The 24,175-nt window shown below is 68.3% G+C and carries 22 protein-coding genes and 5 pseudogenes; 20 read left to right on the top strand and 7 right to left on the bottom strand.

Features of this window, described 5'->3' with window-relative positions:
* Nucleotides 1–9: 9 nt before the first annotated feature.
* Nucleotides 10–222, top strand: a complete 213-nt coding sequence (locus tag OO52_RS51085) for a hypothetical protein (RefSeq protein WP_158712594.1) — start codon at nt 10–12, stop codon at nt 220–222.
* 325 nt (nt 223–547) lie between these two features.
* On the opposite strand, the gene OO52_RS34585 is transcribed toward OO52_RS51085, so the two are convergent.
* Nucleotides 548–1,474 carry an ATP-dependent DNA ligase gene (locus OO52_RS34585; RefSeq protein WP_245240323.1) on the bottom strand — a complete coding sequence of 309 codons (927 nt, stop codon included), beginning with the start codon at nt 1,472–1,474 and terminating at the stop codon, nt 548–550.
* Nucleotides 1,475–1,630: 156 nt separating this feature from the next.
* Here OO52_RS34585 and OO52_RS34590 point away from each other — a divergent pair, with 156 nt between their 5' ends.
* Entirely contained in the window at nt 1,631–1,822 is a 192-nt protein-coding gene (locus OO52_RS34590) for a hypothetical protein (protein ID WP_030939874.1), read from the top strand.
* A gap of 516 nt (nt 1,823–2,338) precedes the next feature.
* Nucleotides 2,339–3,361 carry a DUF4331 family protein gene (locus OO52_RS34595; RefSeq protein WP_030939871.1) on the top strand — a complete coding sequence of 341 codons (1,023 nt, stop codon included), beginning with the start codon at nt 2,339–2,341 and terminating at the stop codon, nt 3,359–3,361.
* A gap of 370 nt (nt 3,362–3,731) precedes the next feature.
* Here the strand turns inward: OO52_RS34595 and OO52_RS34600 are convergent, their stop codons facing one another.
* Entirely contained in the window at nt 3,732–4,301 is a 570-nt protein-coding gene (locus OO52_RS34600) for a hypothetical protein (protein ID WP_030939868.1), read from the bottom strand.
* Nucleotides 4,302–5,249: 948 nt separating this feature from the next.
* Between OO52_RS34600 and OO52_RS34605 the strand changes: the two are divergent.
* From OO52_RS34605 to OO52_RS34615, 3 genes and pseudogenes are all read left to right on the top strand, one after another.
* Nucleotides 5,250–5,841 (top strand): annotated as a pseudogene (locus OO52_RS34605) (isochorismatase family protein).
* Nucleotides 5,842–6,315: 474 nt separating this feature from the next.
* Entirely contained in the window at nt 6,316–6,675 is a 360-nt protein-coding gene (locus OO52_RS34610) for a hypothetical protein (RefSeq protein ID WP_030939865.1), read from the top strand.
* A 72-nt stretch (nt 6,676–6,747) separates the two neighbouring features.
* Nucleotides 6,748–7,242 carry a hypothetical protein gene (locus OO52_RS34615; protein ID WP_234339918.1) on the top strand — a complete coding sequence of 165 codons (495 nt, stop codon included), beginning with the start codon at nt 6,748–6,750 and terminating at the stop codon, nt 7,240–7,242.
* 186 nt (nt 7,243–7,428) lie between these two features.
* Here OO52_RS34615 and OO52_RS34620 read toward each other — a convergent pair whose 3' ends face one another.
* Nucleotides 7,429–8,103: a TetR/AcrR family transcriptional regulator gene (locus OO52_RS34620; protein ID WP_030939860.1), complete on the bottom strand. Its 675-nt coding sequence runs from the start codon at nt 8,101–8,103 to the stop codon at nt 7,429–7,431.
* A gap of 240 nt (nt 8,104–8,343) precedes the next feature.
* On the opposite strand from OO52_RS34620, the gene OO52_RS34625 reads away from it, so the two are divergent.
* Entirely contained in the window at nt 8,344–9,195 is an 852-nt protein-coding gene (locus OO52_RS34625) for an MBL fold metallo-hydrolase (RefSeq protein ID WP_051847940.1), read from the top strand.
* 89 nt (nt 9,196–9,284) lie between these two features.
* On the opposite strand, the gene OO52_RS51090 is transcribed toward OO52_RS34625, so the two are convergent.
* Together OO52_RS51090 and OO52_RS54760 are read right to left on the bottom strand one after the other, a co-directional pair.
* Nucleotides 9,285–9,470, bottom strand: a complete 186-nt coding sequence (locus tag OO52_RS51090) for a hypothetical protein (protein ID WP_053212414.1) — start codon at nt 9,468–9,470, stop codon at nt 9,285–9,287.
* Nucleotides 9,471–9,903: 433 nt separating this feature from the next.
* Nucleotides 9,904–10,494 (bottom strand): hypothetical protein, encoded by a 591-nt coding sequence (locus OO52_RS54760; RefSeq protein WP_420711454.1) that lies wholly within the window; start codon nt 10,492–10,494, stop codon nt 9,904–9,906.
* Between the two features lie 34 nt (nt 10,495–10,528).
* On the opposite strand from OO52_RS54760, the pseudogene OO52_RS54765 reads away from it, so the two are divergent.
* From OO52_RS54765 to nhaA, 3 genes and pseudogenes are all read left to right on the top strand, one after another.
* Nucleotides 10,529–10,600, top strand: a pseudogene (locus tag OO52_RS54765) (hypothetical protein); the annotation flags it as partial.
* A 108-nt stretch (nt 10,601–10,708) separates the two neighbouring features.
* A complete protein-coding gene (locus OO52_RS51095) occupies nt 10,709–11,116 on the top strand; it encodes a universal stress protein (RefSeq protein ID WP_234339917.1) in 408 nt (135 codons plus the stop codon).
* Between the two features lie 246 nt (nt 11,117–11,362).
* The gene (nhaA, locus tag OO52_RS34635) at nt 11,363–12,691 is read left to right on the top strand and encodes a Na+/H+ antiporter NhaA (RefSeq protein ID WP_051847946.1); all 1,329 of its coding nucleotides are present in this window, start codon (nt 11,363–11,365) and stop codon (nt 12,689–12,691) included.
* Between the two features lie 325 nt (nt 12,692–13,016).
* Here nhaA and OO52_RS34640 read toward each other — a convergent pair whose 3' ends face one another.
* Nucleotides 13,017–14,126, bottom strand: coding sequence for an SPFH domain-containing protein (locus OO52_RS34640; RefSeq protein WP_078877395.1), 1,110 nt, complete (start codon nt 14,124–14,126; stop codon nt 13,017–13,019).
* Between the two features lie 3 nt (nt 14,127–14,129).
* Nucleotides 14,130–14,339: pseudogene (locus OO52_RS50140) on the bottom strand (NfeD family protein); the annotation flags it as partial.
* A gap of 768 nt (nt 14,340–15,107) precedes the next feature.
* Here OO52_RS50140 and OO52_RS53205 point away from each other — a divergent pair.
* From OO52_RS53205 to OO52_RS53220, 10 genes and pseudogenes are all read left to right on the top strand, one after another.
* On the top strand, nt 15,108–15,758 hold the full coding sequence (locus OO52_RS53205) for an SDR family NAD(P)-dependent oxidoreductase (RefSeq protein ID WP_234339916.1): 651 nt from the start codon (nt 15,108–15,110) through the stop codon (nt 15,756–15,758).
* A gap of 857 nt (nt 15,759–16,615) precedes the next feature.
* Nucleotides 16,616–16,891: pseudogene (locus OO52_RS50145) on the top strand (leucine zipper domain-containing protein); the annotation flags it as partial.
* Between the two features lie 283 nt (nt 16,892–17,174).
* Nucleotides 17,175–17,336: a hypothetical protein gene (locus OO52_RS51730; RefSeq protein ID WP_167348543.1), complete on the top strand. Its 162-nt coding sequence runs from the start codon at nt 17,175–17,177 to the stop codon at nt 17,334–17,336.
* A 257-nt stretch (nt 17,337–17,593) separates the two neighbouring features.
* A complete protein-coding gene (locus tag OO52_RS52245) occupies nt 17,594–18,130 on the top strand; it encodes a hypothetical protein (RefSeq protein WP_199820034.1) in 537 nt (178 codons plus the stop codon).
* Between the two features lie 523 nt (nt 18,131–18,653).
* Nucleotides 18,654–18,803 carry a hypothetical protein gene (locus OO52_RS51100; protein ID WP_158712595.1) on the top strand — a complete coding sequence of 50 codons (150 nt, stop codon included), beginning with the start codon at nt 18,654–18,656 and terminating at the stop codon, nt 18,801–18,803.
* A 63-nt stretch (nt 18,804–18,866) separates the two neighbouring features.
* Nucleotides 18,867–19,694 (top strand): enoyl-CoA hydratase/isomerase family protein, encoded by an 828-nt coding sequence (locus OO52_RS34660; RefSeq protein ID WP_078877391.1) that lies wholly within the window; start codon nt 18,867–18,869, stop codon nt 19,692–19,694.
* A gap of 3 nt (nt 19,695–19,697) precedes the next feature.
* Entirely contained in the window at nt 19,698–20,936 is a 1,239-nt protein-coding gene (locus tag OO52_RS34665; protein WP_030939834.1) for a CaiB/BaiF CoA transferase family protein, read from the top strand.
* Nucleotides 20,933–22,993 carry an acetoacetate--CoA ligase gene (locus tag OO52_RS34670; RefSeq protein ID WP_078966021.1) on the top strand — a complete coding sequence of 687 codons (2,061 nt, stop codon included), beginning with the start codon at nt 20,933–20,935 and terminating at the stop codon, nt 22,991–22,993. The genes OO52_RS34665 and OO52_RS34670 overlap by 4 nt, the downstream gene beginning before the upstream one ends.
* 303 nt (nt 22,994–23,296) lie before the next feature.
* Nucleotides 23,297–23,653, top strand: a pseudogene (locus OO52_RS53215) (transposase); the annotation flags it as partial.
* Nucleotides 23,639–23,881 carry a transposase gene (locus tag OO52_RS53220; RefSeq protein WP_234339920.1) on the top strand — a complete coding sequence of 81 codons (243 nt, stop codon included), beginning with the start codon at nt 23,639–23,641 and terminating at the stop codon, nt 23,879–23,881. The pseudogene OO52_RS53215 and the gene OO52_RS53220, both read left to right, overlap by 15 nt.
* Nucleotides 23,882–24,175: the final 294 nt, after the last annotated feature.

Here is a 24,175-nt window from a genome sequence, read left to right on the forward strand (position 1 = left end):
AAGAAGGAGGTGGACAGTCTCATTCAGGCTCTGCAAGAAGTGAGTCAGACGGATGCCGACTTCGCGGCGGATACACATCAAGCTACCGACGAATCGGGGAACGGCCGGATCTTCAATCAATATGTCGAGTTGCACGATCAATATGTCAAGCTGCGAAACGAGCAGGTCGTCAAGCTCAGAAAATATCTGCAGATGCTGGACGTACACGAATGCCTTTCGTGACGGCATGACGTCGAAAGGCTGTCCCGTAACTGCGGGTGACCTCTGGCAGGAGACTGCCTGCGGCGGTCAGCCGAAGAGAAGCTCAACGCCCCTGTCCAAGCAGTAGATGGCGACGACGAGCCGGGTGTCGGCGTCGATGACGACCTGGTGGCCCTCACACCCATGCCGCACTCCCGCAAGGTGGCAATGGCCCTCAGCGGAGCCGCCGCGGAAGGTTCGCCATTCCGCTTCGCGTCGATGTTCATTCAGACGAGCGAGTCGGCGCCGTCGTCCAGCCCGGCCACCAGCTACGCGGCCAGGGCCGTCTGGGCGATCACCCAATCACTCAGTACGGCGGCGCCGTCAGGCGGGGGACGTCGGCGGGGGACAGGTCGGGCCAGGCGCGATGCCAGCGCGCGGGATGGCGCCACCGGCCGGAGGCGTCACGGGCGACGTCGACGCCGACCTCCACCACCAGCTGCGGTTCCACCAGCGCGACGTCCCGCTGCTCTCGGCTGCCCCACCCGGCGGAGAACGACCAGCCCATCCATGGATGCTCGTGCCGCCCCGCGACGAGCAGACCGGCGAGCGCCGCGCCTGCCTGGCGGGCGAGGGTGGTGGTGCGGCCGACGTACTGGAAACGGCCTTCGTCGTCGTACCGTGCGAGCAACAGCGTCCCCGGAGCGGTCGGGGAGCCGGTGACCGCGCCGACGATCGCCTCGCTCGTCTCGTGGACCTTGTACTTCCGCCAGCCCCGCACCGACGGCCGGTAGACGTCGTCCAGCCGCTTGAAGACCACGCCCTCCATCCCGACCGACGCCCACGCCAGCCACTCGCCCACGGTCTGCGGGTCGGTGGCCGACGGGCACAGCGTCCACGGCGCGACGAGCCGGCGGGCGGCGAACACCGATTCCAGCGTGGCCCTGCGCCGCCGGTACGGCCACCCGGTCGTGTCCGTCCCCGACAACCTGAGCAGATCGAATGCCACGAAGTGCGCCGGCCACTCGCCGGCCGCCCGGGCCGCACCGGCACCGCGCCGGGCAAGCCGGTTTTGCAGCTGCTCGAAGGCCAGCCGGCCCGTGGCGTCCCAGACGACGAGTTCGCCGTCCAGGGCGGTCGCGTCCGGCAGCTGCGCGGCCCCGGCCACGATCTCCGGAAACGAGGCCGCCATCTCGGTGCCGCGCCTGGAGCGCAGCACCACCCCTCCCGTCTCGACGGAGAGGAGTGCCCGGAATCCGTCCCACTTGGGCTCTGCGGCCCACCCGGCAGGCACGTCAGGTCTGTCCACGGCAACGGTCAGCATGGGTTCGGGCAGGTTCCAGGTCACCGTCGATGTCTTCCACCGCGGCTGGCCGCCGTTTGGGTGCCTTCGGGCGGGGTTCGAGGGGCGAAGGGACTTGCCGGGAGAGCCGCTGCGGACACTGACGTCATGAGCGAGAGCAGCGAGAAGGCTCACCACCCCGGTGAGATCGTCCCGCAGTCAGGGATCTACGAATGCGACTGCGGCCAGGGGCATGGGTACAGCACTGACGTGAAGGGGCACCGGTTCCCGCCACTGCACGAGGCCTGCAGCGGCAGTGGCTGGAAGCTGAAGGCCGCCACCTCCCACCCCGGGCCCTGAGCGGCCGGGCCGCCCCGGGCGCATGCTGCCGGGCGGCGAGGGCGGCGAGGGCGGCGAGGGCGGGTAGGGGCCGCAAGCCGGGCACAGGGCGCACGCTGTCGGGGGCCGACCCGTGATGACGTTGGGGACGCACACCGTCGAGGCCCGCTCACCCTCCGCCAGGGCCCTGGCGCCTTTGCCGAGCTGGTCGGCCTCACCCAGGCCCGGTATCGCTGACACCGGGAAGCCGGCCGTTGCAGATGCCGTGACCACGGACCTCGGGGCAATTCCGTAGCCAACTGGTCACAGCTCGCTGCCCGCGCTGGTCATGGCGCTGCAAGTCGCCCACAGGTAGCGATCGGGGTCGTACCGACGAATACTGCTTGTGGGTCACAGCCCATGCTGCGGGCCGCCCGAAATCCCGTCGGCGTCTGCTGACCAGAATCGCCCGCCAGTCCGGCAGGCGCGCCGCGCCTCGCCATCATCCGGCGCAACCGCAATCCGAACAACACAGATCGCGACGAGAACGGACCAGCCATGTCTCATCACCTCGACACCCCGCTGGCGGCGCAGAACGGTCAGCTGTTCATCGACGACCTCTATGTCTTCCCCGGCGAGGACAGCACGGTGTTCGTCATGGACGTGAACTCCAACATCACCGGGGTTTACGCCGAGCCGGGCTTCCACCACGAGGCGCGCTACGAAATCAAGGTACATTTCGACGGCGCCGACCAGGAGACCCTGACCTTCCGGTTTTCCTTCGGCGAGCCCGACCCGAACGGAGCGCAGCCGCTGCACCTGCACTCCCTGACCGACACAAACGCCCAAGGCGACGACACCGAAGGCGAGTTGGTGCTGGAAGGCCGTACCGGAGAGCCTGCCGAAGCGGGTGGTATCCGCGCCTGGGCCGGACGCGTCCAGGAAGCCTTCTATGTTGACCTTTCCCTGCTTGCCGCCGTCAATGGCGCCGTTGGCAAGGGCACCGCGGTGGACCTGTCGTCCTGGAACCCCCAGGAGGCGCAGAACACCTTCGCAGGTACCACGGTGGAAGCGATCGTCCTCGAAGTCCCGCACACACATGACCGGTTGCGGCCCGGGACCCGTACCGGAGTGTGGTGTGCCACCAAGCTGGCCACCGACGCCGGGGGCTGGAGGCAGATCAACCGGGGCGGCTATCCGATGATGTGGCCGATTTTCTGGCCCGACGACACAGACTTTTCGAACCCCGCCAACACCCGCCACCCGTCGGAGGACATCGCCGCCGACGGCCGGGCGATCGCCGACCAGATCGCCAAGGTGGTCGCGGCCACCGGCACCTCGGCCGACCCCGCAGGTTACGGGGAGAGTGTCGCCGCACAGCTTCTTCCGGACGTCCTCCCTTATGTGATCGGCACCCCCGCCTCATTCGGCTTCGCCGCCCGCAACGGCCGGACCCGCGCGGACAACGCACCCGAGGTGATGATGTCCCTGGTCACCAACATGCCAGTGCCCAGCGGCCTCTCACCGGCCACCACCAAAGCCCAGCGTAACGACCAGTTCCCCTACGTCGTACCGCAGTAGGCACGAGGCCCGCGAAGCTGAGCGGAAGCCTGTGGCGCGGAAGCCGTCAAAGAACTGGCTTTGTTCACGAGAACGTTCTCGTGAACAAAGCCACCGTCGGCGCCTCGGGCTCCGTGGTGTCTGGAGATGCCGGCCCGTCCGTCCAGGCGGACCTACTTCTCGCCTTGGCGTTGCCGACGTTCGCGTCCCATTCGCTGCCCTGGCCGCCGTCGCCTCCGCTGTTGCCATGCGCTGCTGATCCGCCGTTCCCGCCGACACCGTAGGACATACCGTCCGCTACGGCAGGGGCGCCGCCGGGACCGAAGGCACCGGGACTTCCGGCGTTGCCGCAGTTGGGCCACGGCGGTGAACGACGTTTGCCGGCGCCGGCCTACGCGCGGTGGAGTTTCCAGTCGCCGACGTTCTGTGCCCGGTTGTAGTAGGCGTTGGTGCACACGTCGTACTTGCCGCCGGCGGGTCCGTCTCCGTTCGTCTCCAGGAAGCCGCCGTTGTCGCCGTAGGTGTTCCACAGGTGGATCACGTCGCCGGGCCGCACATGCTGGTCACCGGGGCTGGATGCCTGGGCGAAGAGGCGCCAGCGGCCGGTGCCGGGTGCGCGGTCCTTGTCCTTGGACGTCAGGACGTTGAACTTGCCGCCGCTGTTCTTCTGGTCGGCGGTCGCGTGCCCGTTGGTGTCGAGGTAGCCGCCGTCACCGCCGTACAGGTTCCGCAGGTAGACCAGGTCTCCGCTGACCACGTTGGCACCAATGGCTTTGCCCTCGGCGGAGAGGATCTGCCAGGTTCCGGTGCCCTCCCCCCGCGTGGGCGAGTCCGCCGTCGACACGTCGTACTTTGCCCCGCCGTCGCTGCTGTTGCCGTTGGTGTCCAGGTAACCGCCCGCCCAGCTGTTGTAGCCGTTCTGCAGGTGCACCTGGTCGCCATACTTCAACTCGTTCGCCATGCTTCGCCTTCTCGGTCGACGGAAAGGCATGCGGACGGCTCCCGCCCCGATGGTCAGGTCATTCCCCCCGCAGCCGTCCAAGTGTCACTGTCCTTCTGCAGCCCTTGACCTGTGTGAATGCCAAACCACCCGTGAAGGGGGCACTGGAAGCGCGACCTAAGATCACAACCAAGGAACTCCGGCATCATCTGCCCCGATGCGCTCCCGGACTTCATGGCCTAGTCCTGCGCGCAGAGGATATGAAACAGTCTCTGACCTTGTCGTTTATGGTCCGGCGTTGAACGGGGCCCGCACTTGATCGCTCCGCAGGCTGGCAGGTGCAGACGTGCCGGGCTTCCCTTACGGACCACGCCGAGAGCTGGTCTTCCGGAACGATCATCCTTCGGGGCGAACCGAGCAACTCGGAGCCCGTCGTGGTGTTATGGCCGGGGTGGCTCTCTGCCCCCGCCTCGGTGGCGGGTGTAGCCGCAAGCTCCGCGCCGAAGCCCGCGACCAGCTGGTAGCCGGCCGCGGGGCCGTGGCGGAGCCAGCGCCAGGAATGAGAACCCGGACAGGGAGTGACGACCAGCGCGCGACGCACACCCCCGGCCCACTCCACTCCCGTGCACGACGCACTGCGCCGCACGCGCCCGGCTACTACGTGCCGGCCAGCACACCCGTAAGGGCGCGGGCTCCCACAGAGAGTGAGGTCTGTGGCTGCGGGGGCCCCGTCGAGTTCGACTTCCTTGGCCGTACGGTCCCGAACCCGGCCGATCGATCCGGTGCGCCAGACGGCGGACAACCCGGGGGTGTGCCAGGTGCTTGAGTCTCGGCCAGGTGCTCGACCCGCAGCTGGACCCATTCGCCAACTGCGTCCCTATCGGGTGAGTACGGGCGAGTGCTGCGTCGGCCCACCGACGGAGGGAGCGACCATACCGGCAATGGGTTCCTCCGCGGGAAAGGGTCTCCGTGCACCGTGCACTGATCGTTGTTGATATGCAGAAGGACTTCTGCGAAGGCGGCAGCATTCCGGTGAAGGGCGGCGCGGGCAGAGCCGTGGCCATCGCCGACCTGGTGCGGCGCGCCGATGGCAGGTACGCGCACATCGTCGCCACTCGCGACCACCACATCGACCCGGGGGACCACTTCTCCGAGCACCCGGACTTCCAGAGCTCCTTCCCCGAGCACTGCGTCGTCGGCAGCGAGGGAGGCGAGTTCCATCCGGACTTCGCGCCCGTCGTCGCCTCCGGTGACGTGCACGAGGTCTTCTACAAGGGGGCGTACTCCGCCTCGAAGAGCGGTTTCGATTGGCTCGGCCCAGGACGGCACATCACTGGCCGACTGGCTGCGCGCCCGCCACATCAGCAAGCTCGACGTCGTCGGCATCGCTACCGACCACTGTGTGAAGGCCACCGCGCTCGACGGCGTACGAGCGGGCTTCCCCGTCCGGGTTCTGCTCGACTACACCGCCGGCGTTGCCCCCGATACCACCAGCACCGCGATCAGTGAGCTACGCCAAGCCGGTGTGGCGCTGAGCGGCAAGCCAGTCGTCCTCGCCTGAGAGCCACTGACGCCATTGCTGCGGGACCGGTTCGCATCAGGCGCACTGCGGCGGCCTGGTGGGGTCGAACAAGGTGGCCGTCGGCCGGCCGCGGAGTTCGCCGCAACTGATCTCGTTCCTTCTGCCTCGCCGCAGTCCGCGGCCTCCTGAGCCCAGGCGACATGCTGGCGGCCTCCGTGTGCCGCGTTGCGGAGATCACCTGTGTGGGTGAGGGCAGGTCGACTGCTTCGCGTCAGTTTCATAGACGACGTGCGCCCGAGTAGTGGCTATGAGGGTGACGGGCCAACAGAGCAAAGGTCTTCCGGTGCCTGGCGTCTGGGCCGCCTGCGGTAAACACGGGTGTGACCAATGGCCTGAGACTGTTGCTGGGCTCAGGCCAAGGGTGGTGCTGGCCGCTCAGGGTGGCCGATCGTTGCGGTGGTTGGGCTTGCTCCGCGATCGGCGGGCGACCGGCGCTGACGAGAGGAAACCGGCGTGCCTTCGTTCCAGACAGAGGACACCCCCCACGGCTTCGCCTTCGACGAGGGCGGCAAGATCATCCATCCCAGGTACGTCCGCATGATCCTGCCGCCTCCCACGGACGGCCCGACGTACGGCTGGAAGAAGTTCCACCTGTCCTTCGCCTCGGACTTCGGTGACGTCACGGTCCGCGTCGCCACGTTCAAGACCGGCGCCCGGACCACCCAGACGCTGAACGTGACCGCCGGCGGCGGCAGGGTCGGCTTCACGCTCGATGTCGGCACCCAGAAGGTGAGCGTGGGCCGGATGAAGACCTCCGCCGGTGACCGTAACGAGGACACCCCAGTCAGCTGGCTGCTGGAATCGCAGGCCTGACCTGATCGAGCTGCTCGGTGGGCCTCCAGCCCCCTGCTCCGGCTGGGAACCCACCGAGCAACTCACGCCAGCTTGGCAGAGAACCTTGCAGCCAAGGGCTTGACGTTGCCTTGGGACTTCGTCACCTTCCAGACCGACTCGAAGCTGCACTGCTCGCTGGATGAGGTCTCGGTGACCTCCTGTTGGACCGATATCTCAGAGCCCCTGCCCAGTCCGGTAGAGCCTGGTGCCTTCCTCGTGCGATTCCTGCGGGATCAGCAGGACTGCGTCATCTGGTACCTCTACCTCCGTCCTTCGGGTGAGGGGTTCGTGGTGCACTCCTATCTCGACTACGAATACGAGTACGAGGCACGGCGCGGTGGGGAAGAGACGGAGACCGATCTCGACGATCCGGAGGAGCAAAGGGCCGCGATCCTCTGGTGTGCACCTTCGTTCGAGGAGTTCGCGCATCGGTTCTGGATCGAGAATCGTCTTCGGCATGCCCTCAACGGCGATGACCTGTCGGCACTCGAGCCTCAGATGCGTGACTACTTGCGCCACTACGCACCGCCCGGAACACCCGCTTGACCGTGCATCGAAAGAGATCATGCGCGGATGGCGGAGCTGGTACGCGTTCGCGCATGCTCGCACTCCCGGCGCTGCTCGCGGGCAATCTGAACGCCTGGTAGCTGGGACCTTGACCCTTGATCTTGGACACACGAGACACTGGATCCTGAGGATCTGAGAACGGACATCTCGTGGTCATGTGTGCGGTCATTGCGCGGTCGTGGTGAGGGTGCCCGCGATGAGGGTGGTGAGCATGTCCTGCAGGGTTGGTTCGAAATCCATACGCAGGACCGCGAGGGAGGGGTCGGCCTCGTAGGCGCTGAGCATGGCTTTGGAGGGGCGTGCGTGTGTCCATATCGCGCCGATCACCAGGATGGCTTGCGCGCAGATTTGTTCGGTATGTCCTTGCAGTTCGGGCAGGTGATGGTCGGCGAGAGCGGCGAGGGCGGCGACATTGGCCAGGGCGGCGCGCTTGTAGCGGGCGGCCACGTCTGCCGAGACATTGTGTTCCAGGACGCCTGCCTGGGCGCTGAGCAGGTCGCACAGCACCGGTTTCCGTGCCAGGGAATGGCTCAGGGTGGCGGCGAAGGCCCGGCCGCGCTGGAGCACTCCTGTGTCCGGCGCGACGGCGGCGTCGAGCAGTTCGGGCAGCTCGGCTGTCCACTGCCGCCAGTCGCGGTCCAGTAGTTCCAGCAGGATCGCTTCGCGTGATTCGAAGTAGCGCAGCACGTTGGACTTTGCCAGGCCTACCCGCCGGCTCAGCTCGTTGAGGCTGACCGAGTTCACCGGCATCTCACTGCACATCGCCGCCGCGGTGTCGAGGATCGCCCGTCGGCGGGCCTCGCGTTGCTCCTCGTTGCGCGCCCGCTGGAAGTTGGTCATGCCTCCATGTTACGGACCGGCGGTCCGTTGACAACGCACCATCGGTCTCTTAGCCTGGCAGCGAGAATATCGGACCGACGGTCTTATATTCGGGTGGTGACCCACAACTCGCCCTCCGGGACACCGGCGTGCGGTCTCCCCCTCCTCGCTTCTGCCGTTCATCCCGCGGGTCCGAGTACCGGACAGAGCCTCGGCGGACCTCCGGCCCCTCACCCCGCCCACTCATCGAAAGGCCCCACCATGGCGACCTCCTTCCAGATCGGCAGCTTCACCGTCACCGCGCTCAGCGACGGAGAAAGCTATCTCCCCCCGCTGTTCTACCCGGGCCTGGACTTCGACGCCCATCCCGGCATGCTGCACCCGGACGGCACTCACCACATCCCCACGGGCTGCTTCCTGATCCAGGGCAAGGGCCTCACCGTGCTGGTCGACGCCGGCACCGGACCGAACGCCATTGCCTTCCCCGAAACACTGGCGGCCGCCGCCGGTCTGAACGCCGCGCCGCCGTCCATCGCGACCGGCGGAACGCTGCCCGAGGCACTGGCAGCGGCCGGCGTGACACCCGAGGACGTATCCACGGTCTTCCTCACCCACCTGCACGCCGACCACGTCGGCTGGGTGGCCCCCGCTGGGAAGCCGTTCTTCCCGAACGCCGAGGTCGTCTACGGCGCCGCCGACTGGGACGCTCTCATCGCATCGGCGCCGACCGAGGACCCCGCCAAGATCGTAATGGAGGGCGCCAGAGCCGCCGGTGTCCTGCGGTCTGTCGACGCCCCCGTGGTGGAAATCGGTCCCGGCATCACCGGCCACCACACCCCCGGTCACACCCCCGGCCATTACATCGTCCGGATCAGCGACGGGGGTCAGGAGGCATACCTCCTCGGTGACGCCGTCCATCACCCGCTCCAGTTGAATGACCCCAACATCTCCTTCCTCTCAGACGCCGATGCCGAAGGCGCTCTGAAGACCCGTGAAGAGCTCCTCGCCCGGCTCACCGACAGCGACTCGGTCATAGGTATGGATCACTTCCCTGACCTGCACTTCCAACGCATCACCCTCGGGGCGAAGGGGCGGACCTGGACCAACGCCTGAATCCTGCTCGCCAACAGCGCGTCTCTCTTCGCCGAAGGCAACGGGCACTGGACGACATCCTGGCGGCGATCCACGGGGCCGCCACTAGCCTAGGCGGTGCTCTTGCGGATTGAGCGGGCCACTCCCTCGAAGGCGTCGAGTGCGCGGGAATCGAAGCGCCCGTGTAGGCGCTGGATGTCGAGGCCGAGCTGGTTGTGAAGCCGGGCTGCCTGTCGGTAATCGCCCTCCTCCTCACAACGATGGGCGTCGGCCATACGGCTTTCAATGTCATCCACGGGCGGGTCCTCTCGATGGATGTGCGCGTGACACTTGTCCTTCTCCTCGCCAGCCGTGAGGTTCTTCGGTGCTGCTGTCGACGGGCTGTAGACAGGCGCGTCGATGTCCCGTCGACAGCAGCGAGATGAGCGGTAGATGCGCAGGTAGATGGGGGTGTAGATGGGATCTGCACCCCTGCGTGGCGATATCAGGCGGCGGCTTCGGGGGAGGGGGCGGGCACGGCCTGAAGGCGGGGCTCAGCCGGGGTGGCGTGCCCGGCCGGTGACGAGGCCCCGGTGGTCCCTCCGCGGGAGGTGCGGTGAGGGCGTGTGGGGGCTGCTTGTCTCAGCCTGATCGGGGGTGTCTCTGGGGCTGCTTGAGGGGGGTGCGGCGGCGGGCCGGGAGAGGGCCTCCACGGCCTCCTGCAAAGAGGTGCCGAACGCCTCCTGCAGCTCATCGGCGCGTACCCCCAGGTGGGCCCCTTGCATGCCGCAGCCAGGCCTCTCCCGCCGCGCCCGCCGCCGCGTCGCCTTCCCGTCCGCGCCCGCCGCCGGACCCTCCGCGCCGCTCCGCGGTCGCCTGGCGAGCCCGCCCCGGTCCCGCCGTGTTCGTGTATTTCCGCCCGCGGCGGTGTGTCGTGTTCCCGGTCCGCTCGTGCACGGGCCGCCAGGCTGTGCCGGTCTGTTGGGCCCCGTACCGCGGGCTTGGGCCTGCGTGCATCTGTTCCGTGACCACGGAGCCGGAAGTGCCCACCAGATCCGTACCGCGCGGACTGGTGCCGGGCTCCTCCCGCATCAGAGCCCGGCTCAGGCGCCATGTCAGCCAGCCAGCCCCGACTCCCGCGCTCGCCCCCACCACGGCCGCCACACCGGTTCCGAGGCCCGTAGTGCCGAGCACGATCGCCCCGCCGAAGCCGAGCATCGAGACGAACCCGGCGATCACCGGAAGCGACAGCAGCCCGTCGAACAGCCCCTCCAGTGCACCGACGCCGTCGAAGAGCCCTTCAAGGAGACCGTCGAAGACGAGCGCGAGCACCAGCAGCACGACACCCGCGCCCGAGGACGCCGAAGCAGCCTTGTTGCGGGAGGCCCGACGCGCCACCGCCGTCGTAACAGGTTGCCGGGGAAGAGGACCGATCACGGGTGCACTGCTGGGCTCGGTCAGCCGTTCCCTGGCGACGCACGCTTCCTGCACGGTTGTCGTCGTACGCGGCTGCCAAAAGAACCGGCAAGCAGCCAACGGCTCCATCGTGGTCGGCGTGGACGACCCCGCAAGCAGCACTGCTGCGATCCGCTTCGCCTTCCACGAGGCCCAGGCGCGACGCTCGGCGCTGGAAGCCGTACGCGCCTGGCGCCGCCCCGTGCACAGGGCCCAGACACATCCGCTCCTCGTCGGGAGCCCCGCGCATGAACACGAGGATCAGGCTGCGGCCTCGCTCGACGGCGCTCTGCGCGATGCAGAACGCGAGCATCCCGACGTGCCGGTGCGTCGTGTCATCACCGAGGGCCCCGCCCACCAGGTACTGCTCACCCACTCGGCCACGGCCGATCTCCTCGTCCTTGGCGCCCCTCGACGGCGTGGGCCTCTCGCGCTGCCCCTCGGGCGCGTGGCACAGGCAGCACTCCAACACGCCGACTGCCCTGTCGCGGTGATACCACAAGGTTGAGGCCACGGCCTGAGGCGGCCAGGGACACAGCAGGGAGCGTGCAGACGGCGGACCGGCGAAAAGCGGCGATCGGTGTTACGTCCGCGCGATCCGCCATGGCTGCCCTGCCTGCGGTGGGCCCGCGGTGGATCGGCCGTTAGGGTGAGGGGAAGGCGTCAGAAATGACGCGGGGTGTGCCGGGAAGTCTGGTCGGCGTCTGTCAGGGGCTGTACCGCCCGTTGCCGACAACCGGAGGTGCACACCGACATGGCTGCCACCCCGCGTTCGCGTGCGCCCTTTCTCGGTTTTCTTCCCTGGCCCGAGCGGCAGGCTGTGGCCGACGCGTTGCGGACGGAGACGGTCGGCGGCCTGGCGCTGCTGGCCGCGGCCGTGGTGGCCCTGGTGTGGGCGAACAGCCCCTGGAGCGACGCCTATGAAACCGTGCGGGAGTTCCACTTCGGGACAGCGGCCCTGGGGCTCGACCTGAGCGTCGGGCACTGGACCGCCGACGGTCTGCTGACCATCTTCTTCCTGGTCGCGGGCATCGAGCTGAAACGCGAGCTCGTCGTGGGCCAGTTGCGCACCACCGCCACCGCAGCGCTGCCGATGGTGGCGGCCGTCTGCGGCATGGCCATCCCCGCAGCGCTGTACGCCCTGACCGTCGGCACCGGGGGCGGCAGCATGGAAGGCTGGGCGGTTCCGATGGCGACGGACATCGCCTTCGCCCTCGCGGTCCTGGCCGTGATCTCCACCCACCTGCCGTCGGCCCTGCGGGCCTTCCTGCTGACCTTGGCCGTGGTCGACGACCTCGGCGCCATTCTCGTCATCGCCGTCTTCTTCACCTCCCACATCAACGTCTGGGCGCTGCTGGGGGCTGCGGCCGGACTGGTTTTCTTCTACCTGCTGCAGAGGTTCCGGGTAACCGGCTGGTGGTGGTACGTGCCGCTGGGTGTCGCTGTCTGGGCGCTGACGTACAACGGCGGGGTGCACGCCACGGTCACCGGCGTGGTCATGGCGCTGCTGCTACGCACCACACCCGACGAAGGGGAAGAGCACTCGCCCGCCCTGCGGACCGAGCACCTGCTGCGCCCGCTTTCCGCCGGAGTCGCCGTACTGCTGTTCGCCCTCTTCGCCGCCGGCGTCAGCGTCTCCGGCGACGCGCTGAGCCAGGTCTTCACCTCACCAGAGCCGCTCGGGGTGGTCATCGGCCTGGCCGCCGGCAAGGCTCTCGGCATCTTCCTAGGCACTTACCTGGCGGCCCGTTTCACCCGGGCCCAGCTCAACCCGGAGCTCGCTTGGGCCGACGTCTTCGGCCTGTCGACCCTGGCAGGCATCGGCTTCACGGTCGCCCTGCTCATCGGGGAGCTCGCCTTTTCCGGCAGCGCCACCGGCGAGCATGTCAAAGCCGCTGTCCTCGTCGGCTCCCTCATCTCGGCGGCACTCGCCGCTGTACTGCTGCGCCGCCGTAACGTGATCTACCGCCACCTGTCCGAGGAGGAGAACCTCGACGCTGAGGCCGACGGCATCCCGGACACCTACCAACGCACCACCCACACCACCACTACGGCGGAACGGCAGAACAAACAGAAGGGCTGATGACCGCCGACACGGCCCCTGCTCGACCCACTCACGCCTACCGCCTTCGCCACCCCAAGCGCTTGTAGACCTCCTCAACGCCCTGCCCGCACGGGAGCGCACGGCGGTAGCGGACTTCCTCGCCCGCCTCCTCTTCCACACCCTCCCGCACCAGCCCGTCCGCGCCATCGTCGACGTCCTGGACCAGCTCACGTCCCGGCGCGCGACCGGCTCACGCGGCCTGCAGGCCACCACCGGGCTGGACCCTAGCCCAGTGCGCCCAAGCCTTCATCGGACACCCAGACGTCCCTCGTGACGCGACCGTTATCCGGAAGGGCCTATCCGGTCACCTCGCCCGGCGGGACGCGTCGGCGGCAGGGGCTTGACCGGCCGTCCCCTCCCTGCCCCCTGGTGCTTGCGGCGTCTGACGGCCGGAGGTGAAGGGATATGTGTCGGCGTCGGCTTCGGCCGCGTCGGCAAGTGCCTCGGCAGCGGCCTCCGCCGCCTTCGCCGCATCGTCGGCCGCCTGGGTGGCCGCCCTGTCCTCCGCGGACGTCTCCCGGATGGCCGGCGACCGGGGCAGCACCTTGTTGAAGGCGCGGGATACCCCTTGGAGCGCGGAGGTGACCTCGCTGGGGATCACCCAGAAGGTGCTGCCCGCGCCCTGGGCGAGCTGGGGCAGCATCTGCATGTACTGGTAGGCGAGGAGCTTGGGGTCGGGGTCGTTGCGGTGCACGGCCTGCAACACCTCGTCGACGGCTCGGGACTGCCCCTCGGCCTTGAGGATCTCGGCGGTGCGGTTGCCTTCCGCCCTGAGCACTGCCGCCTGCTTGTCCCCTTCGGCGGTAAGGATCTGCGACTGGCGCTGCCCTTCCGCCCCCAGGATCGCCGCCCGCTTGTCGCGCTCGGCGCGCATCTGCTTCTCCATGGCGTCCTTGATGGACTGCGGAGGGTCGATGGCCTTGATCTCCACACGGTTGACCCTCAGCCCCCACTTGCCGGTGGCCTCGTCGAGCACACCACGGAGCTGGTTGTTGATGGTGTCACGGGAGGTAAGGGTCTTCTCCAGGTCCATCGAGCCCACGACGTTGCGCAGGGTGGTTACGGTGAGCTGTTCGACGCCCTGCAGGAAGTCGGCGATCTCGTAGGCGGCCGCCCGTGGATCGGTGACCTGGAAGTACAGCACGGTGTCGATCTCGACAACCAGGTTGTCCTCGGTGATGACCGGCTGCGGCCGGAACGAGACCACCTGTTCCCTCAGGTCGATCACCGGATAGACGCGGTCGACATAGGGGATGACAAGGTTGAGGCCCGGCCTCAGGGTGCGCCGGTAGCGACCGAGGCGTTCGACGTTGCGGGCCCGCGCCTGCGGCACAATGCGTACCGCCCGCACCACGGTGAACACCGCGAGCGCCGCGAGGATCAGACCGGCTATCACCAGTCCCGTCACGTCCATGACTCACTCCCGGGGGTAGACGACGGCGGTGGCGCCATCGATCTGCATGACGTCGACGGTCGCTCCCTGCGGTATCACCAGGGTCTCGTCGTAGGAGCGGGCCGTCCACTCCTCGCCACCGATGCGGACCCTGCCGCCCAGGCCCGTCACTTCCGACACGACACGGGCGGAGCGGCCCACCAGCGCATCCGTGCCGAATCGCTCGGTCTGCGGATGGCCCTCGGCCTCGCCACTGGTTCCGGTCTCGGGGTGGGCGATGTGCTCGCCAAGTGACGTTCGGCCGGACCTGTGCCGGCCACCCCGACCGCGCCCCGCCCCCACCACCCGACGCCCCCGCCGGCGCACCGGGCGAGGCAACCCCTGGAGGAGCAGCCGGAGGAACCGGCCGGGCCGCAGCCACCGGGGGAACAGCCGGAGCCGTCACCGGGGGAGCGGCGACCGGCGCCGCGCCCGCGCCGCGCGACACCACGCCCACCTGCCCCGGCCCGCGCCCACCGTCCCGCTGAGGCTCCCCGCCCCGCCCGCCCGCCGTCTCCTGCGACGCGGCCGCCTTCCGCGAGACGCCCGCTCTCAGGCTCCTTCCAGGTCGAGAGGCTTCCCCACCCAGCCGGCGCCGGGCGTCGGGCCGGGGGCGACCATCGTCCCGGATCGAGGCGTTGCTGTGCTCGCAGGAGGCCTGCGTGGAGGACGTCCTCTGCGATCTGTCGGACGTGCTGGGCTCTGACCGGCGGCGGCGACGCCGCCCGCACCGCAGAGCTGGGGCAGACGCCCGACCGGCGGGTCTGGTCTCCGAGACGAGTAGGTCACGGGGGTCTTCGGACCGGCGGGGGCGGCCTGTTACAGCTTGGTCATGTGTTGGGCGTAGGCCCATGACGCGCGGGAGCCAGGCTCATCGCCGACGTGTCGCCGTCCGCGCGCCGTCGGCTCTTCTCCGCACGCTCGAAAGGAACAGCATTGTTCGCTCTCGTTTTCGGAGGTCACATGCTGTACCTCCTCCTCGTCGCCCTCGTCTCCGTGGCGGTGCTGGGGATCGTCGCGTTCGCACTCCGCGGCCGTTCCGACCGGCCGTGGACGTACGGGACCTGGGCGGCGACGACGACGGCCACGGTGTTCCTGACGTTCTGGATGAGGCCATCGGGTACGGGCGTGGTGAAATGCACGGTGAGCAGGGAACTGCTGGAACCGTTCGGCACGACCCAGGGCTGGATGAACGTCGCGCTCTTCGCGAGGGCCGCGCTGCCCCACCTGCGTGCCGTCGGCGGCAGCATCGTCAATGTGGGCTCGGTCTCGGGACTTGGCGCGGACTGGGGCCTGGCCGCCTACAACGCTGCCAAGGGCGCTGTGGTCAACCTGACCAATGCCATGGCGCTCGACCACGGCAGTGAGGGCGTACGGGTCAACGCCGTGCACCCGAGCCTCACCGTCACGGACATGGCGAGGTTCAATCTGGAGAACGAGGACGTCCTCGCACTCTTCCGCCAGCGAATCCCGATGCAGCGCGCGGCCGAGCCGGACGAGGTCGCCGATGTCATCGCGTTCCTGGCCAGCCCTGACGCCCGCTTTGTCAACGGTGCCCACATTCCGGTCGACGGCGGACTCAGCGCTTCCAACGGCCAGCCCTGCATGTTCTGAGACAGCGGTTCGTAAGCTTGGCGTTTAATGTTGCTGGCTTGATGTTCCTTGATCGACTCGGTGTGTTGGACGGTCTTGCCGACGTCGTGGTGCCTGGCCCGGTGTTCGTTCTTCGAGCCGACAGGCCGTTCCGGCCCTGGCCGGGACGGTTTCGGTGCGGCCGCCGGACGGGCCGTGGTCGCGCGGACGTTGCGAAGGCCCCGCCGCACTCGGGCGGGGGTGAGTCGACGGGGCTCGGTCGGTCGTTCCCAAGGACGGCGAAGGTCCTCGGTGAGGGGTCGGGCCAGGCGGCGCTGGGTGTGGGCGGCGATGGTGAGCCAGGTCTACAGGTCGGCGGTGTCGGTGTGACGGACCTTCTGGGGCGGCCCAGCCGAGGGTCTGTTTCATGAGCCGGACTCTGTGCCTGAGGTCAAATCTGCGGAGGAAGGACTGCCACCAGCGGTCCACGTCCGCCGGTATGGCGCGGCGGTGGCCGAGCACCACAGCCAGACCGGTTTCGGCTCGCGATCGCCCGGCAGGCGCTCGGCGACGCTGCCGGTCGGCGCAGGGAGCTGGTCGCGGCGTACCTGGGGAAGGCCACCGGCGAGGCCACGGCCGTCGGGGTTTGAAGCGGCGCCGGGGTTGCAGCGCCAGGAGCGGACCGAGGTGGTCGATGATGCGGTTCGCCCGTTCGAGGGAATCGGCGGCTCGTGGCTTCGGCCGGTGTAACTAGGCCGGTTAGCACCCTGCCTGGCTAGTTGTGCTGTCCCGGGACGTTGGTGACAGGCAACACGCCTTGAGCGGTCCTTGAATGGGGCGAGGGCCCCTGGGTTCGGTGTGGATTGCGACATCGACAACCGGTATCCAGGAGGCCCTCGTTGTCCCACCGTAATGCCCCGCTGACGCCGACCGGCAGGCTGCGTCTGGCCCGGTGTGTCGTTGACGACGGCTGGCCGCTGCGCCGGGCCGCGGAACGCTTCCAGGTCAGCCACACCACCGCCGCCCGCTGGGCCAACCGCTACCGCCGACACGGCACCGAAGGCATGCACGACCGCTCCAGCCGCCCCCGCCGCGTCCCTCACCAGACCCCTGCCACGATCGAGCAGCAGGTCCTGCGGCTGCGACGCGAGCACCGTATCGGCCCGCTCCGGCTGGCCGCCCGCTTCGACGCCTGCCCGCGACCCCGGCGGCGCCCTCGCCTTTGCCTGCCTCCTGCTCCTGGCCGACTACGAGGAAGGCGCGCAGTTCTGGCTCCAGTACGCCGCCGGCGGCGGCCAGGCCACCGGCGCCGTATGCCTGCTCCTCCTCCACCTGCACCGCGGGGAGTGGCGTGACGCGAAATTCTGGGCGGAACAGATCACCGTCCTCGAGGCGGAGCCCTACCAGTACGCGCCCGTCGCTCACAAAGTCCTCGATACCACCTTCGGCCCCGGAGGCGTGACCGTCCACCTCGACCTGCCCGACGACGTCGCCGCCGTACCAGAGGAAGCGGTCAGAGACGCCGTCGACGACCTCGCCGTCGACACGCTCGACGGCCTGGCCATCCCACAGCCAAGCCCGGACCTGGCCCACCAACTGCAAGACTTCGTCTCCCACTGAGGTCGCAGGTCGACAACTCCCGGGCCGTCGGCGCTTTCGCACCCTCGAGGGCCCCGGAGCGCCTGTCGGGACGGCGGCCGCGCGAGCTCCCCGCAGGCGACGGAGACAGCATGCGGGACCGCCCCTGAGGATGAGTGAGCACGGTGAACTCCACCGCGCACCCGGGCGCGGATCGTCGGCGGCTGGGTGGGGAGTGAAGTCCACTCGGAGAGTGGAGACCACGTGAGGCGGACCGGGTGCGCACCGGTCGGTGCGGGGTGCGCATCGAGGGCCTGGCCCACGCCGACGGCCTCCAGCTGGCGCAAGGTGTCGGTGACGTCTTCGTGGTCCTCGGTGAGGAACTGCTGCGCGAAGTCGATGACGGCGCGGGCGATGCCCTCCGCCGTGTCCGGTCCGGCCTGCGCCCAGGTTCGCAGCGAGGTCACGAAGACCCGCCCGAGGGCCTCCAGGGCGAAGGTGTCCGCGCACGGCTCGCCGGCCTCCGGGCCGGGCAGCGCGGTGACCGGTACGACGATGCTTTCGGCGACGTCGACGAGCAGCTCGGGCATCCGCGGTGCAACACCGGCGAACTCGTGGGCGGCGTCGATGTCGTCGGCCTGGGCGGCCCGGAGGTAGCTGAAGGCGCTGATGGCCTCGTGCGGAGTCATCGGGGTGAGCGGCGTGGTGTCGGGCATGTCGGCTCCTCACGTACGGGCCGCCCCGCTGATCGCGGCGGCTCAGAACCGATGCTCGGATCGCGGCCCTGTGGACAGAGTCCGGCGCCGACGGGGGAGAACTCTCCTCCCTCCGGTTGATCACGATGCGGTCACGGCGGAGAGGTTCTTCAAGGCCGGCGTCACACGAGAGCTGAAAACCGAACCTGTAGAAGGTGACCGGCGGGATAGGCCCGCCCCACCTTTCAGGAGAGCCCCGTGGCGAGCACCGCAGATGAGCCGGAGCGGCCCCTTGACCGGGGGGAGCAGCCCCCTCCGTGGACCCCTCCATCACCCCCTCCGCGCCCCGTCATCACGGGCCGGACGTTTTTGCAGGTCAGTCCCGGCGGACAGGGGGGCGGCGCAGGTCCGACAACCCTCTTGCCTCACATGATCGCCCGGGCAAGTCCTAGACGGTCTGTACGGGGTTCAGGGCGGGAGGCGGACGGTGGTGAGCCAGTCGTGCATGGCCTCACCGACGCTCTCGCCAACCCCAAGGACTACGACGCCTACGCCGCCCGGGACCAGGTCCGCCAAGCCGAACTCGAAACAGCACTCAACCAGCAGCCCTGGGGCGCACTGCGTGCGATGCATTCGGCTCCAGCGGTGCGGCCACCGAGTGGGAGTGGGCCGCACCGCGCGCACCGTCGAGTGCGGTGGCGTCCACTCCACGGTGGACCTCACCCGCACCGCTCCGATCGAGGTCGTCCACCAGCTCGGGGCCACCGGGGAGACCCTCGGAGTCACCGGGGAGACCGGATTCGTCGCACGTTGACATGTATGCCTGCCTACATATAGCTTCTCGCTGAGCATTGGCGTTGGAGAAGGTGAGCTGGGGATGGCTGAAGAACTGGCGAACGGCAATGGCGGCCAGTCACCGGACGGGCAGCCCGTGGGTGACGACACGGTGATCGTGCGGAGTATGGACGGCCCGGTAGCGGTGCTGGCGATGCGGTACCGGCCGCACAACTTCATGGGGCACGTCCTGCTGGACGCGCTTCTGGAAAGTCTTCGGTGGGCCCAGGACCAGGGCGCGCGGGCCATCCTGCTCCGTAGCGGACTGCGGAACTTTTCCTCCGGAGCCGACCTGACCCTGTTCGACGACCTCGACGGACAAGAACCGGACATCGACCGGATCGGGTTCCTGCGCGAGTTCGACGAGCTTCCGATTCCCATCGTGGCCGAGGTGCGCGGTGTCTGTGTAGGCGGTGGATTCGAGCTGGCCCTGGCATGCGACCTGATCGTGGCCGGCGAGTCGGCGAAGCTCGGATCGGTCGAGGCGACAGTGGGACTGACCCCGCTCTCGGGCGCCGTTCAGCGGCTCACGCAGCGCGCCGGTGCCGCCCGGGCCAAGGAGATGGCCATGCTGGCCCGCCGATACGATGCGCGGACCCTCGAGCGGTGGAACATCGTCAACCGGGTCGTCGCGGACGACATGCTCGACGATGTCGCGATGTCGCTGGCCCAGGAGCTGGGCCACGGAGCCACGGTCGCGCACGCCGCCACCAAGGCGGTCGTGTCATACACGCTCGAGAACGGTGTGCGGGCCGCGGACGAGAACATGGCCGAGCTGCAGCGCGGTATCTGGTCCTCGCGCGATCTGCAAGAGGGACTGGAGTCGGCCCGCACCAAGGGCCTGGGCTCGGCTCGATTCGAAGGCAGGTAGGTCATGGCTCTCCCTCTGCACGGCCTGCGCGTCGTCGACTTCACCCGGGTCCTGGCCGGCCCGCACTGCGGGAAGCACCTGCTGGATCTGGGCGCCGATGTGATCAAGATTGAGCCCCCGACGGGAGACGTGTCCCGTCTCTCCTTCCCGAAGCAGGGAGCGATCAGCGGGTACTACGCACAGCAGAACGCCGGCAAGCGCAACATCAGCATCGACCTGAACATCCCCGAAGCGCGGAAGATCGCGCTCGAGTTGTGCGACACGGCCGACGTCGTCATCGAGAACTTCCGCCCTGGGGCTTTGGGGTTCTTCGGCTTGGACTACGAATCGGTCGCGAGGCGGAACCCCCGCGTGGTCTACGTATCGATGAGTGGCTACGGACAGCGTGGACCATGGCGCAGCCGAATGGCGTACGCACCGACGGTGCAGGCCGAGACAGGCTTCACCTCGAACACGCTGCGCCATTTCGACCTTGCCGACGGTGACGACCGCCAGACGGACCCGCTGTCCCACGCCGACGTCTATACCGGGCTGCACGGGCTGGTCGCGGTGCTTGCGGCGCTGAACCACCGTCACGCCACCGGAGAGGGCCAGTACGTCGACGTGGCCATGGCGGCGGTCATGACGTCCATCAACGAGCGCACGCACTACGATCTGTCCGGCATCGACCTCGGCGCTGAGCCCCCGATCCTTGGCGCGGCGGACGTTAATTTCTTCATCAGTCCGGAAGGGCGCGAGTTCGTCATCTCCGCCAGCCTGGTCAGCAGCCTGACCTTCCCGTTCTACCTCAACGCGATGCGGCGACACGACTTGGCCGACGATCCGCTGTTCCGTACACCGGAGCTGAGGGCCCGTCACATCCACAAGCTGCGAGCCATCGTGCAGACCTGGATCTACACCTTTGACGACATGGCATCGCTCGACGCGCAACTGGACGAGGCGAAGATGGCGAGCGGATACGTGCGCACGCCGGAGGACTTCGCGGCCGGTGAGTGGGCCCAGACCTGGCCCGCCGTCCGGGAGGTGCCCGACCGGGCAGGAGGCCGAATCACCATCCCCGGCTCGCCCTGGCACTTCGGAAGCAACAACGAAGAGCCCGCGGCGGTCGAGCAGATCCCGGCGTTCCAGGGTGAACACAACCACGCCGTCCTGAGTGAACTCGGCTACGACGAGGACACGATCGCGAATCTTGTCGCCAAGGGCGCCCTGGTGGAGCCGGACCGCGAAACGGTCGAGCCATGACGGGGCAGCGGGAACTCCGGCCGCCGCACGACCCTGAAACCGAGGTGACGGCGCCGCCGTCCCCCACGGCGACGGAGCGGACCGCGATCGAACGACCGGTGTGGGTTCCCACACAGCGATCCATCGACCAGGCCAGGATCACTCACTTCGCCCGGTACGTTGCCGAGCACTACGACGTGCAGCCCGAGAGCTACGAGGAACTGTGGCGGTGGTCAGTCACCGACCTCGACGCCTTCTGGACCGCAGTGGCGGACTTCTTCGACGTGCCATGGACCGACCGTCCGTCCCGCACACTTGTCCCGGGCCGGATGCCAGGCACCCAGTGGTTCCCCGGCGGAACCACCAACTACGTCTCGCAGGTCTTCCGCCACTCCACCGGCACAGCCGTGATCGCTCGCAATGAGCTCGGTGAGTCGACTTCGCTGACGTGGCCGCAACTGCGTACAGCAGTGGCGTCCTTCGCAGCGACACTGCGAGCCAACGGTGTCATCGCCGGTGATCGTGTTGTTGGGTACATGCCCGACATCGCGGAAGCCGTCATCGCGTTCCTGGCCACGGCCAGCATCGGCGCCATCTGGGCCGGCTGCGCCCAGGACTTGGCGGTGCCCTCGGCAGCCGAGCGGCTCGCCCAACTCGACCCGGCTGTTCTGGTGTTCGCCACCGGACACCACCACCGCGGCCGATTCGTGGACCGAACCGACGCGGCACGTGCTCTCGCCGCTCGGATGCCGGCGCTGCGGCTGCAAGTAGTCGTGCCGCGAGGTCCGTTCCAGGACCCAGTGCCGGCAGGCCCGGACGGCGTCCGGCAGATCACCTGGTCGGAGGCGGTGGCCGACGAGGCCGAACTGGAGGTGACGCCAGTCCCGTTCGATCACCCCCTCTGGGTACTGTTCTCCTCGGGTACCACCGGCGTGCCCAAAGGCATCGTCCATGGACACGGCGGCGTCCTGCTCGAGCAGCTGAAAAGCGCGGCCCTGCACACCGACCTCCGCCACACGGACCGCTTCTTCTGGTACACCACGCTCAACTGGATGATGTGGAACGCTCGGAACGCGGGTCTGCTGACGGGCGCCGCGATCGTCTGCTTCGACGGCACCCCGACGGCCACCTCGCTGTGGAACGTCGCTGCCGCGGAGCGTGTCACAGCACTCGGCGTCAGCCCCAGCTATCTGGAACTCACCCGCAACGCCGGCGTGCGCCCGGCCCAGGACTTCGACCTGTCGGCCCTGCGGTTCCTTGGCAGCACCGGGTCGGTGCTGAGCCCGCACACCCACCGCTGGATCGCCGACGAGCTGGGACCTGACGTCATGGTCGGATCGACCTCCGGCGGGACCGACGTCGTCAGTGCCTTCGTCGGCTCGGTTCCGACCGTGCCGATCCACGCGGGTGAGTTGTCCGTCCGTTGTCTCGGCGTCGACCTGCAGGCGTGGACGGACGCCGGCGAACCCGTGGTCGACGGTGTCGGCGACCTGGTGGTCGTCAAGCCGATGCCGTCGATGCCCGTGCGATTCTGGAACGACCCGGACGGAGAGCGCTACCGCGCGGCCTACTTCAACGCATTCGAAGGGGTCTGGCGGCATGGTGACTGGATCACGCTCACGAGCCGCGGCTCGGTGATCGTGCACGGCCGCTCCGACGCGACGCTGAATCGTCACGGCATCCGTATGGGCAGCAGCGACATCTATCGAGCGGTCGAATCGCTCGGCGAGGTCGAGGAAGCCCTGGTCGTCGGAGTCGAAGAGCCTGACGGCGGATACTGGATGCCATTGTTCGTCGTGCTGCAGGATAACGCGCCGCTGACTGAGGAACTGCGTCAGCGGATCCTCGCCGTCGTCCGTGACGAGGTGTCCCCGCGTCATGTTCCTGATGAAGTCATCGCCGCTCCAGGTGTGCCGCACACCCGGACCGGCAAGAAGGTCGAGGTCCCGATCAAGAAGATCCTCGCCGGACTGACCGACGGAGTCATCGCGGACGACACGCTCGACCGGCCCGAGCTGATCGACTTCTACCGATTGGTCGGCGCCAGTCGACGCAACACACCGCCCTCTGGCACTTGAGAGTCGTCGCCACTCCATAGGAGGATCGAGCTGCACCACCGAACACAGCGCCGCTGCGACGATTCCGACTCATCCGCCGCTTGGTATCCGACACCCGCAGTGGGCCCGGCATCTTCATCCGCCGGGCCCACTGCGAGTCGTTTCCCTTCATCCGTCTGCGGTCATCACCGTCACTGACCGCCGACCACTGGCGGGGTCCGCGGACGACTGCTGCCTCATAGGGCCGGCACAACGCATTCACTGATCATTTCAGAATGAGTTTGGTTCAGGGCCTCGGCAATTGGGCTGGTGGGCGGCAGAGTGCTGCGGGTATCGGATGATCTTGTGCCTGATGATCTGTGGGATCGTGTCGCTCCGCTGCTCCCGTCTCGCCCGCCGCGGCGCCGGCGGTATCCGGGCCGGCTGCCGGCGGATGACCGTGCGGCGCTGCGCGGGATCGTTCATGTCCTGCGCACGGGTGTGACCTGGGCGGACGTGCCGAGCGAGACGATCGGCTGCAGCGGGGTGACGTGCTGGCGGCGCCTGCGGGACTGGACCGAGGCCGGCGTCTGGCCCCGTCTGCACGAGATCCTCCTCGCGGAACTCCGCGCGGCGGGCCTGCTGGACATGGACGACTCCACGATCGATGGCTCGCACGTCCGGGCCCTGAAAGGGGGGAACTATCCGTCGCAGTTCAAAGCGGACGCTGTCGCGCTGTACCAGTCGCGGCCCGAGGCGACGATCCGGCAGGTCGCCGCCGATCTGGGAATCAACCCCGAGACCCTGCGGAACTGGGTCCGGGCGGCCGGAGCGAGTCGGCCCCGGGGACGCCGGGCGGAGGTGCCGACCGAGCCGCCGGCGCCGTTGGAGGCGGAGAACACCGCCTGCGCAAGAAGGTCCGTGAGCTGAAGGAAGAGCGCGAGATCCTGCGGAAGACGGCGAAGTATTTCGCCGGGGAGACGCGCTGTGAACCGCTTCCAGTTCGTCGCCGACCATCAGCGCCGTTACGGCGTGAAGCGGCTGTGCACAACCTCGTCCTCGCCGGATGACCGGGAAAGAACGCTGGTCAACTGGCATGTCGTAGATCATTACGGGACATCGCTTAGGGCTTGCAGATCATCAATGTGTTGCTTCCGGCTTCGGGGCTCGTTGGTGTGGTATGCGCATCTCGGTCGAGGCCCGTACCCAACTCTCCATGAAATT

This window comes from Streptomyces flaveolus (assembly GCF_000716535.1).
GTDB classification, from domain to species: domain Bacteria; phylum Actinomycetota; class Actinomycetes; order Streptomycetales; family Streptomycetaceae; genus Streptomyces; species Streptomyces flaveolus_A.

Bases quoted from the DNA above. Each gene is read 5' to 3' on its own strand.
- OO52_RS34590 (WP_030939874.1), top strand. From the start codon at position 1,631: ATGAGCGAGAGCAGCGAGAAGGCTCACCACCCCGGTGAGATCGTCCCG.
- OO52_RS34595 (WP_030939871.1), top strand. From the start codon at position 2,339: ATGTCTCATCACCTCGACACCCCGCTGGCGGCGCAGAACGGTCAGCTG.
- OO52_RS34600 (WP_030939868.1), bottom strand. From the start codon at position 4,301: ATGGCGAACGAGTTGAAGTATGGCGACCAGGTGCACCTGCAGAACGGC.
- OO52_RS34620 (WP_030939860.1), bottom strand. From the start codon at position 8,103: ATGACCAACTTCCAGCGGGCGCGCAACGAGGAGCAACGCGAGGCCCGC.
- OO52_RS34625 (WP_051847940.1), top strand. From the start codon at position 8,344: ATGGCGACCTCCTTCCAGATCGGCAGCTTCACCGTCACCGCGCTCAGC.
- nhaA (WP_051847946.1), top strand. From the start codon at position 11,363: ATGGCTGCCACCCCGCGTTCGCGTGCGCCCTTTCTCGGTTTTCTTCCC.
- OO52_RS34640 (WP_078877395.1), bottom strand. From the start codon at position 14,126: ATGGACGTGACGGGACTGGTGATAGCCGGTCTGATCCTCGCGGCGCTC.
- OO52_RS53205 (WP_234339916.1), top strand. From the start codon at position 15,108: ATGCTGTACCTCCTCCTCGTCGCCCTCGTCTCCGTGGCGGTGCTGGGG.
- OO52_RS34660 (WP_078877391.1), top strand. From the start codon at position 18,867: ATGGCTGAAGAACTGGCGAACGGCAATGGCGGCCAGTCACCGGACGGG.
- OO52_RS34665 (WP_030939834.1), top strand. From the start codon at position 19,698: ATGGCTCTCCCTCTGCACGGCCTGCGCGTCGTCGACTTCACCCGGGTC.
- OO52_RS34670 (WP_078966021.1), top strand. From the start codon at position 20,933: ATGACGGGGCAGCGGGAACTCCGGCCGCCGCACGACCCTGAAACCGAG.